Raw genomic sequence first — 14,689 nt, 5'->3', positions numbered from 1 at the left:
CGGGGTATGCGCCGGGGCCTAGTCTGGGCAGATGAGACTCGGCAGGTCCCGCCGCACCTCCGGCCCGCGCGCCGTCCAGCCCGCCGCGCCCGCCGCCCCGGCCGCCCCCTCCCGGCCCGCTCCCGTCGCCGATTCGGCCTTCGTGAGCGACGGGATGCGCATCGCCGGCGCCTGGGCCTGGCGCGTCCTCGTCGTGGTCGCGGCGCTCGCGGTGCTGGTGCTGCTCGTCATCGAGCTGCGGCTGATCGTCATCCCGCTCCTGCTCGCGATCGTGATCGCCGCCCTCCTGGTGCCGTTCTCGAGCTTCCTCCAGCGCCACCGCTGGCCCAAGTGGGCCGCCGTCGTCCTGGCGGAGCTGGGGATCGTCGTGGTGATCGGCGGGCTCCTCTTCCTCGTCGTCACCCAGGTCTACTCCGGCTTCGACGACCTCAGCCGGCAGACGGTGCAATCCTACGACGACTTCAAGGCCTTCCTCCTCGAGTCGCCGCTCCACCTCACCGAGACCGACATCAACCAGTACGCGCAGCAGGCCCTCACGGCCCTGCAGCAGGACTCGGGGATGCTGGTCAGCGGCGCGCTCAGCGTCGGCTCGACCGTCGGCCACCTGCTGACGGGCGTGCTGCTCACCCTCTTCTCGACGCTGTTCATCCTGATCGACGGGCCGAACATCTGGAGCTGGGTCGTCCGCCTCTTCCCGCGCCGCGCCCGCGGAGCCGTCGACGGCGCCGGTCGCGCGGGGTGGGTGACGCTGACCAACTTCGTGAAGGTGCAGATCCTGGTCGCCTTCGTCGACGCGGTCGGCATCGGCCTCGGCTCCTTCCTCCTCGGCGTCCCGCTGGCCATCCCGATCGGCGTGCTCGTCTTCCTCGGCTCCTTCGTGCCGGTCATCGGCGCCGTGGTGACGGGGGCGCTGGCCGTCTTCATCGCGCTGGTCTACAACGGACCGCTGATCGCGCTCTTCCTGCTGATCGTCGTCCTCGCGGTGCAGCAGCTCGAGGGCCACATCCTCCAGCCGCTGATCATGGGGTCGGCGGTCAAGGTCCACCCGCTGGCCGTCGTGCTCGCGGTGGCCGGAGGCTCGATCATCGGCGGCATCGCCGGCGCCTTCTTCGCGGTGCCCGTCGTGGCCACGCTCAACGTCATGGTCAAGTACGTCGCGAGCGGAGCCTGGCGCTCGCCGACCCGAACCCCCGAGAGAGTTGCCGCAGAGCATGCAGACTAGCCGCGTCGTCGGACCCGCCCTCCACGAGTTCGAGGCGGCCCGCGCCGTCCTCGCCCCCGTCATCGCCGCCACCCCCATGGAGACGAGCACCTTCCTCGCGCAGGTCCTCGGCTCGCCCGTGTTCCTCAAGTGCGAGAACCTCCAGCGCACCGGCTCCTACAAGATCCGCGGAGCGGTGTTCCGGATGTCGCGGCTCACCCCGGAGGAGCGGGCCCGCGGAGTCGTGGCGGCCTCGGCCGGCAACCATGCGCAGGGCGTCGCCTATGCGGCGCGGGAGCTGGGGATCAAGGCCACGATCTTCATGCCGATCGGCGTCGCGCTGCCCAAGCTCGCGGCCACCCGCGACTACGGCGCGGACGTGGTGCTGAGCGGCCACATCTTCAACGAGGCGCTCGCGGCGGCGGCGGAGTTCGCCGAGCGCACGGGCGCGGTCTTCGTTCCTCCCTACGACCACCCCGACGTGATCACCGGCCAGGGCACGGTCGGCCTCGAGATCCTCGAGCAGGCCCCCGCCGTCGAGACCATCGTGGTGCCCATCGGCGGCGGCGGCCTCATCGCCGGGGTCGCATCGGCGGCCAAGCAGAAGGCGGCCGAGGAGGGGCGCACGCTCCGCGTCATCGGCGTGCAGGCGGCCAACGCGGCGCCGTACCCGCTCTCGCTCGCGAGCGGCGAGCCGACCGCGATCACGATCTCTCCGACGATCGCCGACGGCATCGCCGTGGCGAAGCCGGGGCAGCTGAACTTCGCGATCGTCCGCGAGATGGTGGACGAGGTCGTCACCGTCGAGGACGACGACATCGCCCGGGCTCTGCTGGTGCTGCTGGAGCGGGCGAAGCTCGTGGTGGAGCCCGCGGGCGCGGTGGGCATCGCGGCGATCCTGACGGGGAAGATCCGCGACGCCGGAGCGACCGCGGTCATCCTGTCGGGCGGCAACATCGATCCGCTGATGATGGAGCGGGTGATCAGCCGGGGCCTGGCCGCGTCGGAGCGCTACCTCAAGATGAGCATCGGGCTGCCGGATCGTCCGGGGCAGCTGTCGCGCATCGCGGAGCTCATCTCGGAGGCGAACGCGAACGTGGTCGAGGTGCTGCACACCCGGCACGGCCGGGGCCTGCAGATCAGCGAGGTCGAGATCGAGATCAGCGTCGAGACCCGCGGCCCCGAGCACGCCGACCGCGTCATCCAGGTCCTCACCGACGCCGGCTACGCCCCCCGCATCTCCCGCAACTGACCGCTCGAGGGCGCCGCGTCCGCGATCCCGTCGCGATTCCGGCGCCCCCTTCGGAGACCGCCGCCCGTGCGTCGCAGTGATCTCGACACAGCGCGGACGAAGCCGGTACCGGCGGTATCGCGCCCGACGCTGTCGCCGCGAAGCCGGCGCCCCCCGTCTGGAAAGGGCTGATCGTGCGTCGCGGCGTTCTCCGCAAGGCGGAGGAGGAAGCGATACCGGCGGTATCGCGCCCGACGACAACGCCGCGGAGAGCGCCGCGACGTGCGATCAGTGGCCGGACCAGGTCTCGACGTTGGCGACGCGGACCTCGATCTCCCGCCCGTTGGGTGCCGTGAAGCGGGCGGTGTCGCCGACGTTCAGGCCCATGATCGCCGATCCGAGGGGGCTCTGGGGGCTGTAGACGTCGAGGTCGCTCTCGCCCGCCATCTCGCGGTTGCCGAGGAGGAAGCGGGACTCGTCGCCGGCGATCTCGGCGGTGATGATGGTGCCGGCCTCGACGACTCCGTGGCTCTCGGGGGGCGTGCCGATCTCGGCTTCGCGGAGGAGGGAGGTCAGCTGGCGGATGCGGGCCTCGATCTTGCCCTGCTCGTCCTTCGCGGCGTGGTAGCCGCCGTTCTCCTTCAGGTCGCCCTCCTCGCGGGCGACCTCGATGCGCTTGGCGATCTCCTCGCGTCCGTTGGTGGACAGCTCGGTGAGCTCCGCCTCGAGGCGGTCGTACGACTCCTGGGTCATCCAGGTCACCTGTGACTGGTCGGCCATGGTGGGCTCCTGCTCTGCGGGCCGCGCTCGCGGCGCCCGACAGCACCGTGCGGAGGTGTCCGCGTCCGGCGGTGGGGACGGCCGGCGTCAGGCGGCGGTGGGAATGGCGAGGCCCCGACGAGTCCGTCAGGGCTTCGGGCAAGCCTACGGGAGCCAGCAGGAGGAGATCAAACCTGTGTTCGCGAGCTCGGTGGTGCGGACGGTCTCCGTGTAGGAGCGGAAGCGCTCCGTCGTGGCGGGGTACTCCACGACCAGCCAGCCGACCACGGCGGACTGCTCGTTGAGGGCCTGGACCGCGCAGGCGACCTCGCGGCCGACGGGCGCGGTGAGGTCGAAGGAGACGGTGACGGTGCGGTCGTCGACGACCTGGTGCGCGGTGTCCTGGACGTCCACTCCTCCGCGTGCTCCGTCGAGTCCGGCCCAGACGACCCAGGCGGCGAAGACGGCGACGAAGGCGAGCGCGACACCGCCGAAGAGCCAGCGGTTCCCGCGGCGGGTGCGCGTCGTGCGGCCGTAGCGGGTGGCGAGGGGTCCGGCGGCGCGGACCGCGTCCGGATCGTGCGCGGGCGCGGCGGCTCCCTCGACGCTCTCGGACGTGCGGGCGGCCACGGAACTCCCTGGGTGATGCGTCTACTCTGGACGGGTGGCGCGCGTCCTTCGCGGACGGGAGCGCCGATCCCATTAAACCCCGAGGAATCGAGCGATCGTGTCCCAGGCCGTCGAGGTCTCCGTCGATTCGGAGGTGCGGGACACTCCGCGCCTCCTCGCCGTGCACGCCCATCCTGACGACGAGTCGAGCAAGGGCGCGGCGACGCTGGCCGCCTACGCCTCGCGGGGCGCCGAGGTCATGGTGGTCTCCTGCACCGGAGGCGAGGCCGGCTCCGTGCTGAACGAGGGCCTCGAGGCCCGCGCGCACGCCGAGCGCGACATCGGCGGCCTCCGCCGGTACGAGATGGCGGCCGCTCGCGAGGCGCTCGGCGTCGAGCACGCCTGGCTCGGCTTCGTCGACTCCGGCATGCCCGAGGACGGGAAGGTCGACGCCGCCTCGTTCGCGGGTCTGCCGCTCGCCACGGCCGCCGCTCCGCTCGTGCGCCTGGTCCGCCGGTTCCGGCCGCACGTGATCATCAGCTACGACGAGAACGGCGGCTACCCGCACCCCGACCACATCCGCGCCCACCAGGTCGCCGTCGAGGCGTACCGCGCGGCGGGCCTCGCCGAGGAGTACCGGGGCACGGGCGCTCCGTGGTCGATCTCGAAGCTGTACTACGACCGCGTCTTCAGCGGCCAGAAGCTGCGGGCGATCGCCGAGCACCTGCGCTCGATCGACCCGGAGGACCCGCGCCTGTCGGTCTTCGAGGAGATGAAGCGCTGGAACGAGGACACCCCGTACCTCGCGACCACGCGGGTCGTGATCTCCGGCTTCCACGATCGGCGCGATGCGGCCCTGCTCGCCCACGCCAGCCAGGTCGCTCCGGACAACGCCTTCTTCTTCCTCCCGCACGAGGCGATCGACGCCGCCTGGCCGACCGACGACTTCCAGCTCGTCGAGAGCCGGGTCGACGCGCCGACGCCCGAGACGGATCTCTTCGCCGGTCTCGACCTGGCCGAGCTCGCCCCGGGCCCGACCGCGGTCGTCCCGCCGATCGCTCCCGACCCCGAGCCCTCGGGGGACGCCCCGGTGTCCCCGGAGCCCGACGGCTCCGGCGTCGTCGTCGCCGACGAGGTGCGCGCGTGATCGCCGCGCTGCTCGAGGGCGCCCAGCGCGCCGTCGTCCTCGCCTCCACGACGGTGCCGACCCCCGGCCCCGAGTTCAACGAGGACACGGTCACGCCGGGCCTCTTCGGCTTCATCACGATGCTCGTGATCGCTCTGGCCGCCGTCCTCCTCGCGCTCGACATGGTCCGGCGCGTGCGGCGGACCACCTACACAGCCCAGGTGAAGGAGCGGCTCGACGCCGAGGAGGCGGAGCGCAGCGAGGGCTGAGCCCGGCCCGCAGCGGTGGGCCCCGGCCCCGCTAGGCGTTGTACGCGGGGTTGAGCGAGACGATCAGCGCCGCCGTCCAGTGGCAGAGGAACGCCACGGCCGTGAGCGCGTGGAAGATCTCGTGGAAGCCGAAGACGCCCGGGACCGGGTTGGGCTTCTTGATCCCGTAGATCACGGCTCCGGCGGAGTAGCAGAGCCCGCCGGCGAGGACGAGCACCATCATCGTCGCGCTGGCCTCGAAGAGCGGACCGAGGTACATCACGGCCGCCCAGCCCAGCAGCAGGTAGAGCGGCACGTAGAGCCAGCGCGGCGCGCCGATCCAGAAGACGCGGAAGCCGATCCCGAGCAGCGCCCCCGCCCAGACCAGGACCAGCAGGAGCGTGCCCTGCGCGGGCGGCAGGGCGAGCACGGCCAGCGGCGTGTAGGTGCCGGCGATCAGCAGGAAGATGTTGGCGTGGTCGATCCGCTTGAGGATCATCTTCGTCCGCGGCTTCCAGTCGAAGCGGTGGTACAGAGCGGAGTTGCCGAAGAGCAGGAGCGACGTGGTCGCGAACACCGCGGCCGCCCACTTCGCCGCGGTCCCCTCCGCGACCACGATCAGCACCACTCCGGCGACGATCGCGAGCGGGAAGAGGCCGGCGTGGATCCAGCCGCGCCAGGTGGGCCGGACCTCCGCCGAGGAGTCGTGCTCGATCGCGTCCTCGACGAGGGGGAGGGCGGGCAGGTCCGGGCCGTCCGCTCCGACGGCGTCTCTGCCGCGGACAGTGCGGGCGCGGGGATCGGACGGGGGAGGCGTCGGCCGCTGGCTCATGCCGGACAGACTACGACGCCGTCCCGGGCCGACGCCGAGCGCCGCCGGGCTTCGAGGAGCGCCCCGGGTCGACTACCGTGTCACTGTGCCGAAGCCGAGATTGCCTGTGGGAAGGGACCTCCTCTACGGCGTCTACAAGAAGCGCCTCCGCTCGAGCCTTCCCCCCGACTCCCTGCCGAACCACGTCGCGATGATCATCGACGGCAACCGGCGCTGGGCGCGGCAGCGGGCCCTCGAGACCGCCGCGCACGGCCACCGGGCCGGAGCCGCCAAGGTGCACGAGTTCCTGCAGTGGTGCGACGAGCTCGGTGTGCGCCACGTCACCCTCTACCTGCTCTCGCAGGACAACCTCGTCGGCCGCGACAGCAGCGAGCTGACCGAGCTGATCGCGATCATCGCCGACCTCGCCGAGGAGGTCTCCCAGCAGCCCGACTGGCGCGTGCAGCACGTCGGCTCCGACGAGGGCCTCCCGCCCTCGCTCGTGGCCGCGCTCGACACGGCGGAGGCGCGCACCGCCTCCCACACGGGCCTGCACGTCAATCTCGCGGTCGGCTACGGCGGGCGGCACGAGATCGCCCAGGCCGTGCGGAGCATCCTGGAGGAGCACGGCAAGCGCGGCTCCTCCATCGAGGACGTCGCGGGCCTGCTGACCCCGGAGCTCATCGGCGAGCACCTGTACACCAGCGGGCAGCCCGACCCCGATCTGGTCATCCGCACCTCGGGGGAGCAGCGCCTCTCCGACTTCATGCTCTGGCAGAGCGCGCACAGCGAGTTCTACTTCATGGAGGCGCTCGGCCCCGACATCCGCGAGGTCGACTTCCTCCGCGCGCTCCGCGACTACGCCGGACGGCACCGCCGCTTCGGCAGCTGACCTCGCGGCTCCTGCCGCACCACCGACCGGAAGGGCCGGCATGAGCACGAACGAGGCCACCTCCACCGCGACCGAGGACTACCTCGCCGGTTTCGGCGAGGAGACCGGGTACCTCGACTTCGGCCGGGTGGGCCCGCTCTCGGCGACCGTCGCCGCCGAGCAGGAGGCGGCCGTCGAGCTGCTGGTGCGCGCGCGCAGCGGCACCCTCGACGAGCTGTTCCGGCAGGACGAGCGCGTCCGGGAGGCGGCGGCGGCGCTCGTGCGCGTCCCCGCCGACAGCGTCGTCTTCCAGCCCAACACCTCGACCGGCCTCCTGCACGCGCTGTTCGGCGCCTCGGGCGCGGTGCTGCTGTCGGCCGCGGAGTTCCCGAGCCTGCCGTTCGCGGCGGTGCGCTCGGCGCAGGCTCTCGGCTCGGTGGAGCCCCGCTGGCTGCGGACCGAGCAGGGACGGGTGACGCCGGAGGCGGTCCGCGAGCAGCTCACGGACGACGTGACGACCGTCGCGGTGAGCCTGGTCGACTCCCGGACGGGCTACCTCGCGGACGTCGCGGCGATCCGGGACGTGATCGGCGACCGGATGCTCGTCCTCGACGCGATCCAGGGCTTCGGCGTCGTCGACGCGCCCTACGAGCTGGCGGACGTGGTCGTCACCGGCGGCCAGAAGTGGCTCCGCGCCGGCTGGGGGACGGGCTTCCTCGCGCTCAGCGAGCGGGCGCTGTCGCGGCTGACCCCGGTGCTCTCCGGCTGGACGGGATCGGAGCAGGCGGAGCCGTGGGACGAGGTGGCTCCGCCGCGCGGCGACGCCCGCGCCTTCAGCATCAGCAACCCGGACCCGATCGCCCAGGCCCGGCTCGCGTCGGCGCTGGAGGAGGTCGCCGCGGTCGGGCAGTCGACGATCGCCGCGCTCGTGGCGGAGCGTGTCAGCGCGATCGTCGACCTCGCGGACGAGTTCGGACTGGCGGTCGTGGGCTCCCGCGGCGAGCACGAGCGCGCCGGCATCGTGGTCGTCGAGCCGGAGCCGGAGGAGCTGGCCCCGCTGGCGGCCTCCCTCGCCGCGCACGGCGTCACCGCGCGCCTGCGTCCGAGCACCGTCCGCTTCAGCGCGCACGCCGGCACCACCGACGCGACCCTCGCGCTGCTCCGCGCCGCCCTGATCTCGTCGGCCACGAGCATCGACTACTAGGCCGGATTCCGCGCGTTCACACACTGGTTACACATTCGTAGCGGTGAGAAGCACACGGATGTCATTCGCCGGGTTAGGTTCGAGTCATCAGGTACAGCGCCTGGTCGAGACGGCCACAGAAGTACGGCTCGACATCGCGCAGACGCCGAAGGGACACTGCGCGGTGCACGACACGCACCGATGAGACCGGCTCGAGGACATGAGCCGGGGGCTCCGGCCCCCGGAGTGTGGAGAGTCGTCGTGACAGTTCCCCAGGGCATGGATCCGCAGACCGGGACGCAGGGCGGCGTCCACCGCCGTGTCCAGCACGGCTCCTCGGATCCGGCCGATCAGCTCCTCCGCACCTACGTCCTGGACACCTCGGTGCTGCTGTCGGATCCGTCCTCGATGTTCCGGTTCGCGGAGCACGCCGTCGTGCTGCCGATCGTCGTCATCAGCGAGCTCGAGGGCAAGCGCAACGATCCCGAGATCGGCTACTTCGCCCGGCAGGCCCTGCGCCGCCTCGACGAGCTGCGCGTGCAGCACGAGCGCCTCGACTTCCCCATCGCCGTCGGCCGCGGCGGCACGCTCCGCGTCGAGCTCAACCACTCGAACATGTCGGTGCTGCCGAGCGGGCTCCAGATGGGCGACAACGACGCGAGGATCCTCGCCGTCGCGCTCAACCTGCAGAGCGAGGGCGCCGCGGTCACCGTCGTGTCCAAGGACATGCCGATGCGCGTGAAGGCCGCCTCCATCGGCCTCGCCGCGGAGGAGTACCTGGCCGAGCAGGCCCCCGAGTCCGGCTGGACCGGCATGGACGACGTGACGCTCGGCGGCGACGCGATGAGCGAGCTCTACGACCGCGAGCGGCTCTTCACGGACGTCGTGGCCGACATCCCGGTCAACACCGGACTCGTCGTCCACTCCGACCGCGGCTCCGCTCTCGCGAGGGTCACCGGCAAGCGGCAGATCACGCTGGTCCGCGGCGACAAGGACGTGTTCGGCCTGCACGGGCGGTCGGCGGAGCAGCGGCTCGCGATCGACCTGCTGCTCGACCCGGAGGTCGGCATCGTCTCGCTCGGCGGCCGGGCCGGCACCGGCAAGTCGGCGCTGGCGCTCTGCGCGGGCCTGGAGGCGGTGCTGGAGAAGCGCCAGCACAAGAAGATCATGGTCTTCCGGCCGCTCTACGCGGTGGGCGGCCAGGACCTCGGCTTCCTGCCCGGCGACGCGGCCGAGAAGATGAACCCCTGGGCGCAGGCGGTCTTCGACACGCTCGGGGCGCTGGTGTCGCAGAACGTGCTCGACGAGGTGATCGAGCGCGGGATGCTCGAGGTGCTGCCGCTCACGCACATCCGCGGGCGCTCGCTGCACGACGCGTTCGTGATCGTCGACGAGGCGCAGTCGCTGGAGCGGAACGTCCTGCTCACGGTGCTCTCGCGCGTCGGGCAGAACTCCCGGGTGGTGCTGACCCACGACGTGGCGCAGCGCGACAACCTCCGGGTCGGCCGGCACGACGGGGTCGCCTCCGTGATCGAGACGCTGAAGGGCCACCCGCTGTTCGCGCACGTCACGCTGACCCGCTCCGAGCGCTCGGCGATCGCCGCTCTGGTCACCGAGATGCTGGAGTCGAACGAGCTCGCCTGACGGGCTCGCCGTGCGTCCGGCCTGTGGGATCCGAGGATCCCCGGGCCGGGCGCGTCCCTGCAGGGCACCGGGGCGTAGCGTGGACGGGTGAGCATCCTCGACGATGCGCTCCTCGAGCGCTTCCGCACCCGCGCGGCCGACTACGACGAGCGCAACGCGTTCTGCGCGGACGACCTGGAGGAGCTGCGCTCGATCGGGTACCTGGCGCTGCTCGTCCCCGAGGAGCTCGGCGGTGCCGGCCTCGGCCTGGAGCAGGCGGCCGCCGAGCAGACGCGCCTCGCGACGGCCGCGCCCGCGACCGCGCTCGCCGTCAACATGCACCTGGTCTGGACCGGGATCGCGCGACTCCTGCTCGAGCGGGGCGACGACTCCCTCCGCTCGGTCCTCGTCGACGCCGCGGCGGGTCACGTCTTCGCCTTCGGCAACAGCGAGGCGGGCAACGACCTGGTGCTCTCGGACTCGCTGACGCGGGCGGAGCCGCTCGGGGACGGCGGCTACCGCTTCACCGGCACGAAGGTCTTCACCTCCCTCGCGCCCGCCTGGACGCGGCTCGGCGTGTTCGGCCGCGACGACAGCGGGTCGGAGCCGCGGCTCGTGCACGGCTTCGTCCACCGCGGGAGCCCGGACTCGCCGGTCGCCGGGCTCGAGGTCCGCGACGACTGGGACACGCTCGGCATGCGGGCGACCCAGAGCCGCACGACGGTGCTCGACGGCGTCGTCGTCCCGGCCGAGCGGATGATCCGCTCGCTGCCCGTCGGACCGACCGCCGACCCCTTCGTCTTCGCCGTCTTCGCGGCCTTCGAGCTGCTGATCTCCTCGGTCTACCTCGGTGTCGCGCAGCGCGCGCTCGAGCTCGCCGTCGCCTCCGTCCGCCGACGGACCTCCCTCCGGGCGGGAGGGCGGCCACTGGCGGAGGACCCCGAGGTGCGGCACCGGGTGGCTGAGACCGGGATGCTGCTCGACGGGCTCGAGGCGCCCCTGCGCTCGGCGGCGGCCGACGTGGACGCGCTCGTCGACCGGGGCGCGCGCTGGTTCCCGTCGCTGGTGGGGGTGAAGATCCGCACCACGGAGGGAGCGCTCCGCGTGGTCGAGAGCGCCGTCCGGATCGCGGGCGGCTCGGCGTACCAGCGCCGGTCGGAGCTCAATCGCCTCTACCGCGACGTGCTCGCCGGGCAGTTCCACCCCTCCGACGACGCGTCGGCGCACGGGGCCTGGGCGTCGCTCCTGCTGGGACCGCTGCCGCCGCACGACTGAGGCCGGGATGGGACCCGCCGCCGCCCGAGCACGCCGGCGGGCCGCCCTGTGGAGAACTCCGACGCCCCGAGGGCGTCGCCCCCTAGTCTCGGCGGATGCTCCGCGGATCTCTGCTCGACCGGGCCGCCCTGCTCCTCGGCGCCCTGGTGCTCCTCCTGATCGGGGCCCCGCACCTGGGTCGGGCGCCCGGCCTCGTCCCGGTGGCGCTCGCGAGCGTGCCGTTGGTGCTGGCGGACGTGCGCGGGCACCGGCTCCCGAACGCGGTCACGCTCCCGCTGCTGGTGGTCGGAGCCGTCCTCGCGCCCACGGCGGGGACGCTTCTCGCCGTCCTCGCGACGGTGCTGTGCCTGGGCGTGCTGCATGCGGCGGGCGGGCTGGGCCTCGGCGACGTGAAGCTCCAGGCGGCCCTCGCACCGCCGCTCGCGGCTCTCGGACCCGAGCAGGTCGTCGCCGCGCCCGCTGTCGGCTTCGCGGTGGCGGGGCTGTGGGTGCTCGTGCTGCGCGTCCGCGGACGGGTCGCGTTCGGACCGTTCCTGCTCACGGGGTTCTGGCTGGTGCTCTGACGGCCCGCCTCCGCGCCGAGCGCAGGGACGGGCCGTCGGAGGGCCGGGCTCAGCCGGGGTGGGTCATCGACATGACGTCGAGGGCGCTGTCGAGCTGCTCCTCCGTCACCTCGCCGCGCTCGACGAAGCCGAGGTCCACGACCGACTCTCGGACGGTGATCCCCTTGGCGACCGAGTTCTTCGCGACTTTGGCGGCGGCCTCGTAGCCGATCACCTTGTTGAGCGGCGTGACGATCGAGGGGGAGGACTCGGCGAGGGCGCGGGCGTGCTCGACGTCGGCCTCGAGGCCGTCGACGGTCTTGTCGGCGAGCAGCACGGCGGAGTTCGCGAGCAGGCGGATCGACTCCAGCAGCGCCGTCCCCATGACGGGGATCGCGACGTTGAGCTCGAAGGCGCCCGAGGCGCCCGCCCAGGCGATGGTGGCGTCGTTGCCGATCACGCGCGCGCAGACCATGAGGACGGCCTCTGGGATCACCGGGTTCACCTTGCCGGGCATGATCGAGGATCCGGGCTGGAGGTCGGGGATCCGCAGCTCTCCGAGGCCGGTGTTGGGGCCGGAGCCCATCCAGCGGAGGTCGTTGTTGATCTTGGTCAGGCTCACCGCGAGCACGCGCAGCGCTCCGGAGGCCTCGACCAGCGAGTCCCGCGCGCCCTGGGCCTCGAAGTGGTTGCGGGCCTCGGTGACGGGCAGGCCCGTCTCCTCCGCGAGGCGCGCGATGACCTTCTGCGGGAAGCCGGCGGGGGTGTTGATCCCGGTGCCGACCGCGGTGCCGCCGAGCGGGACCTCGGCGACGCGGGGGAGCGCCGACTGCACGCGCTCGATGCCGAGGCGGATCTGCGCGGCGTAGCCGCCGAACTCCTGGCCGAGCGTGACGGGGGTGGCGTCCATCAGGTGGGTGCGGCCGGCCTTGACGACCTCGGCCCACTGCTCCGCCTTGACCTCGAGCGACTCGGCGAGCTGCTCGAGCGAGGGGATCAGCGACTCGATGAGCGCGCCGGTGACGGCGACGTGGACCGAGGTGGGGAACACGTCGTTGGAGGACTGCGAGGCGTTGACGTGGTCGTTCGGGTGCACGGTGCGGCCGAGGGCCGTGGTCGCCAGCGAGCCCAGCACCTCGTTCATGTTCATGTTCGAGGACGTGCCCGAGCCGGTCTGGTACACGTCGATCGGGAAGTGCGCGTCGTAGCCGCCCCCGACGACGAGGTCGGCCGCGTCGGCGATCGCCGTGGCGATGTCGGCGTCGAGCACGCCCAGCTCGGCGTTGGCCAGCGCCGCCGCCTTCTTGATGCGGGCGAGGGCCGCGATCTGGGCAGGCTCGAGGCCCGCACCGGAGATCGGGAAGTTCTCGACCGCCCGCTGGGTCTGCGCGGCGTAGAGGGCGTCGCGGGGGACCCGCACCTCGCCCATCGTGTCGTGCTCGATGCGGAAGTCGCCGGAGTCGTCGGTCGGGGAGTGATCCACCACGCTGTGTTCGTCCTTGTCTGATCGGTTGGTGCTGTGCTGTCCGGAGCCGCTCACGCGGGATCCGATCCCACCGCGCTCGGAGCGGCGGCGGAGGAGGCCGAGCCGGAGTCGCGCTCCAGCTCGGAGACGTAGGGGCTGAGCTCGGGCGGATCGATGCCGAGCACGACATCGGACATCACGGTGCCGTCCGAGAGCCGGTAGTTGGCGCCCACGAGGGCGAGCCGCCCGGTCGCGACAGCGTCGGCGATCAGCGGGGAGCGCTGGAGCAGCTCGGCGACCGTGTCGCGCAGGTGCTCGCGGCCGACGGCCAGCGCGTCGGTCGCCGACGGGTCGACGAGCACGCGGCCGTCCGGCTGGGCGCCCACGAGGCGGCGCACCGCGGGGATGATCGGCTCGATCAGGTGCTCGATGTGCGGGGGGAGCCGCTCGGCGCCGGGCGCCTGCGACTGGATCGCCGCCCGGACCGCTCCGCACTCGTCGTGGCCGAGCACGAGCAGCACCTTCACGCCGAGGACGGCGACGCCGTACTCCAGCGAGCCGATGATGGAGTCGGCGATCACCTGGCCGGCGTTGCGGACGACGAAGAGGTCGCCGAGCCCCAGGTCGAAGATGATCTCGGCCGCGAGGCGGGAGTCGCTGCAGCCGAAGAGCGCGGCGAGCGGGGCCTGCGCGGCGGCGAGCTCGGCGCGGCGCTCGACGTCCTGGCGGGGGTGGCGGGGCTCGCCGGCGACGAAGCGCTGGTTGCCGCGGAGCATCTCCTTCCAGACCCACGCCGGCGGGCGGGACTCGCGGGGGACGGTGCTGCTGGTTCCGAGGCTCATCGGGACTCCTCCTGGCCGATCTGCGGGGTGATGGCGTCGACGACCAGGCGGATCTCGTCCGTCGGGGCCGTGCCGTAGACGAGGTAGGTGCTGGAGCCCTCCGTCGTCTCGAGTGCGTAGGGCGTGTTGCCGGTGTCGTCGCCGGAGTCGCGGTGGTCGTAGACGGTCCAGTCGCGGCCGTCGATCGTCTCGACGCCGGTCGCCGCCCGGCGGTCGAGCTGCGTCGCGACCCAGGCCGCGTCCGCGTCGAGCCCCTGGCTCAGGCCGATGTAGCCCGCCTTCGGGGTGATCAGGCCGACGTACCAGTAGTCGGTGCCGTTCTCGCGGCGGAGCTCGGCCGCGTTGGCCTTCCAGCCCTCGGGCAGGGAGGGCACGGCGAGCGTCTGCTCCTCGCCCAGCTGGACCTGTGCGGCGACGCGGGGGACGTCGACCGAGGAGAGCTCCACGGTGTCGCCGCGGGGGACGAGCAGGACGATGAGCGCTACGGCGCCGACGGTCGCGAGCAGCGAGAAGACGAGGTTGTTGACCGTCTTGCGCTGACGGTAGAGCCGGGAGTTCTCGGCCTTGCGGGCGGCCGTCTCGGCCGCCGTCTCCGGGCGCCCGAGCTCGGCGACGACCCGCGCGGGCTTCGCGCGGCTCATCCGGCGGCCGCCCCTCCGGAGCGGGCCGCGTCCAGCCGGGCGCGTGCTCCGATCAGCCACTCCTCGCAGCGGGCGGCGAGGGCCTCGCCGCGCTCCCACAGGGCGAGCGAGCGCTCGAGGGTGGAGCTGCCCTGCTCGAGCTCGGACACGACGCGGACGAGCTCGTCGCGCGCCTGCTCGTAGGAGAATCCCGAGACGTCGGAGTCGGTCGCCGGGGCGTCGGGGGAGTCGGGCATGGGTCTGATCCTATCGATCGGGGCTG

Annotated in this window: 16 protein-coding genes; 9 read left to right on the top strand and 7 right to left on the bottom strand. The window is 72.6% G+C overall.

What is annotated here, in order from left to right:
* Positions 1–31: 31 nt before the first annotated feature.
* A complete protein-coding gene (locus GSU40_RS10835; protein WP_104246634.1) occupies positions 32–1,222 on the top strand; it encodes an AI-2E family transporter in 1,191 nt (396 codons plus the stop codon).
* Positions 1,212–2,453 carry a threonine ammonia-lyase gene (ilvA, locus tag GSU40_RS10830; protein WP_104224429.1) on the top strand — a complete coding sequence of 414 codons (1,242 nt, stop codon included), beginning with the start codon at positions 1,212–1,214 and terminating at the stop codon, positions 2,451–2,453. Before GSU40_RS10835 ends, ilvA begins: the two co-directional genes overlap by 11 nt.
* 267 nt (positions 2,454–2,720) lie before the next feature.
* On the opposite strand, the gene greA is transcribed toward ilvA, so the two are convergent.
* Both greA and GSU40_RS10820 read right to left on the bottom strand, forming a co-directional pair.
* The gene (gene greA / locus GSU40_RS10825; protein WP_104225519.1) at positions 2,721–3,212 is read right to left on the bottom strand and encodes a transcription elongation factor GreA; all 492 of its coding nucleotides are present in this window, start codon (positions 3,210–3,212) and stop codon (positions 2,721–2,723) included.
* Positions 3,213–3,356: 144 nt separating this feature from the next.
* Positions 3,357–3,821: a DUF4307 domain-containing protein gene (locus GSU40_RS10820; RefSeq protein WP_160034951.1), complete on the bottom strand. Its 465-nt coding sequence runs from the start codon at positions 3,819–3,821 to the stop codon at positions 3,357–3,359.
* 97 nt (positions 3,822–3,918) lie between these two features.
* Here GSU40_RS10820 and mca point away from each other — a divergent pair, with 97 nt between their 5' ends.
* Entirely contained in the window at positions 3,919–4,947 is a 1,029-nt protein-coding gene (gene mca, locus GSU40_RS10815; RefSeq protein ID WP_244229458.1) for a mycothiol conjugate amidase Mca, read from the top strand.
* Positions 4,944–5,195, top strand: coding sequence for a hypothetical protein (locus GSU40_RS10810; protein WP_104224426.1), 252 nt, complete (start codon positions 4,944–4,946; stop codon positions 5,193–5,195). The genes mca and GSU40_RS10810 overlap by 4 nt, the downstream gene beginning before the upstream one ends.
* A gap of 31 nt (positions 5,196–5,226) precedes the next feature.
* On the opposite strand, the gene GSU40_RS10805 is transcribed toward GSU40_RS10810, so the two are convergent.
* On the bottom strand, positions 5,227–6,006 hold the full coding sequence (locus GSU40_RS10805; RefSeq protein ID WP_160034949.1) for a hemolysin III family protein: 780 nt from the start codon (positions 6,004–6,006) through the stop codon (positions 5,227–5,229).
* A gap of 106 nt (positions 6,007–6,112) precedes the next feature.
* Between GSU40_RS10805 and GSU40_RS10800 the strand changes: the two genes are divergently transcribed.
* The 5 genes from GSU40_RS10800 (at position 6,113) to GSU40_RS10780 (ending at position 11,500) form a co-directional block, all read left to right on the top strand.
* Positions 6,113–6,877, top strand: coding sequence for an isoprenyl transferase (locus GSU40_RS10800; protein WP_279630826.1), 765 nt, complete (start codon positions 6,113–6,115; stop codon positions 6,875–6,877).
* A 40-nt stretch (positions 6,878–6,917) separates the two neighbouring features.
* Positions 6,918–8,060: an aminotransferase class V-fold PLP-dependent enzyme gene (locus tag GSU40_RS10795; RefSeq protein ID WP_160034947.1), complete on the top strand. Its 1,143-nt coding sequence runs from the start codon at positions 6,918–6,920 to the stop codon at positions 8,058–8,060.
* A 258-nt stretch (positions 8,061–8,318) separates the two neighbouring features.
* On the top strand, positions 8,319–9,683 hold the full coding sequence (locus tag GSU40_RS10790) for a PhoH family protein (protein WP_104224423.1): 1,365 nt from the start codon (positions 8,319–8,321) through the stop codon (positions 9,681–9,683).
* An 87-nt stretch (positions 9,684–9,770) separates the two neighbouring features.
* The gene (locus GSU40_RS10785) at positions 9,771–10,937 is read left to right on the top strand and encodes an acyl-CoA dehydrogenase family protein (RefSeq protein ID WP_160034945.1); all 1,167 of its coding nucleotides are present in this window, start codon (positions 9,771–9,773) and stop codon (positions 10,935–10,937) included.
* A gap of 95 nt (positions 10,938–11,032) precedes the next feature.
* Positions 11,033–11,500, top strand: coding sequence for a prepilin peptidase (locus GSU40_RS10780; protein ID WP_104291554.1), 468 nt, complete (start codon positions 11,033–11,035; stop codon positions 11,498–11,500).
* Between the two features lie 49 nt (positions 11,501–11,549).
* On the opposite strand, the gene GSU40_RS10775 is transcribed toward GSU40_RS10780, so the two are convergent.
* The 4 genes from GSU40_RS10775 to GSU40_RS10760 are packed head-to-tail and all read right to left on the bottom strand — an operon-like array spanning position 11,550 to position 14,663.
* Positions 11,550–12,965 carry a class II fumarate hydratase gene (locus GSU40_RS10775; RefSeq protein ID WP_104224420.1) on the bottom strand — a complete coding sequence of 472 codons (1,416 nt, stop codon included), beginning with the start codon at positions 12,963–12,965 and terminating at the stop codon, positions 11,550–11,552.
* A gap of 50 nt (positions 12,966–13,015) precedes the next feature.
* Positions 13,016–13,786: a carbonic anhydrase gene (locus GSU40_RS10770; protein ID WP_208543312.1), complete on the bottom strand. Its 771-nt coding sequence runs from the start codon at positions 13,784–13,786 to the stop codon at positions 13,016–13,018.
* Positions 13,783–14,427 (bottom strand): DUF4245 domain-containing protein, encoded by a 645-nt coding sequence (locus GSU40_RS10765; protein WP_104225525.1) that lies wholly within the window; start codon positions 14,425–14,427, stop codon positions 13,783–13,785. Before GSU40_RS10765 ends, GSU40_RS10770 begins: the two co-directional genes overlap by 4 nt.
* Positions 14,424–14,663, bottom strand: a complete 240-nt coding sequence (locus tag GSU40_RS10760) for an exodeoxyribonuclease VII small subunit (RefSeq protein ID WP_104224418.1) — start codon at positions 14,661–14,663, stop codon at positions 14,424–14,426. Before GSU40_RS10760 ends, GSU40_RS10765 begins: the two co-directional genes overlap by 4 nt.
* Positions 14,664–14,689: the final 26 nt, after the last annotated feature.

The sequence above is a fragment of the Rathayibacter sp. VKM Ac-2805 genome (genome assembly GCF_009834265.1).
GTDB lineage: Bacteria > Actinomycetota > Actinomycetes > Actinomycetales > Microbacteriaceae > Rathayibacter.
This window is presented reverse-complemented; position numbering and strand designations above follow the sequence as displayed.

Bases quoted from the DNA above. Each gene is read 5' to 3' on its own strand.
- GSU40_RS10835 (WP_104246634.1), top strand. From the start codon at position 32: ATGAGACTCGGCAGGTCCCGCCGCACCTCCGGCCCGCGCGCCGTCCAG.
- ilvA (WP_104224429.1), top strand. From the start codon at position 1,212: ATGCAGACTAGCCGCGTCGTCGGACCCGCCCTCCACGAGTTCGAGGCG.
- greA (WP_104225519.1), bottom strand. From the start codon at position 3,212: ATGGCCGACCAGTCACAGGTGACCTGGATGACCCAGGAGTCGTACGAC.
- GSU40_RS10805 (WP_160034949.1), bottom strand. From the start codon at position 6,006: ATGAGCCAGCGGCCGACGCCTCCCCCGTCCGATCCCCGCGCCCGCACT.
- GSU40_RS10795 (WP_160034947.1), top strand. From the start codon at position 6,918: ATGAGCACGAACGAGGCCACCTCCACCGCGACCGAGGACTACCTCGCC.
- GSU40_RS10790 (WP_104224423.1), top strand. From the start codon at position 8,319: ATGGATCCGCAGACCGGGACGCAGGGCGGCGTCCACCGCCGTGTCCAG.
- GSU40_RS10780 (WP_104291554.1), top strand. From the start codon at position 11,033: ATGCTCCGCGGATCTCTGCTCGACCGGGCCGCCCTGCTCCTCGGCGCC.
- GSU40_RS10770 (WP_208543312.1), bottom strand. From the start codon at position 13,786: ATGAGCCTCGGAACCAGCAGCACCGTCCCCCGCGAGTCCCGCCCGCCG.
- GSU40_RS10765 (WP_104225525.1), bottom strand. From the start codon at position 14,427: ATGAGCCGCGCGAAGCCCGCGCGGGTCGTCGCCGAGCTCGGGCGCCCG.
- GSU40_RS10760 (WP_104224418.1), bottom strand. From the start codon at position 14,663: ATGCCCGACTCCCCCGACGCCCCGGCGACCGACTCCGACGTCTCGGGA.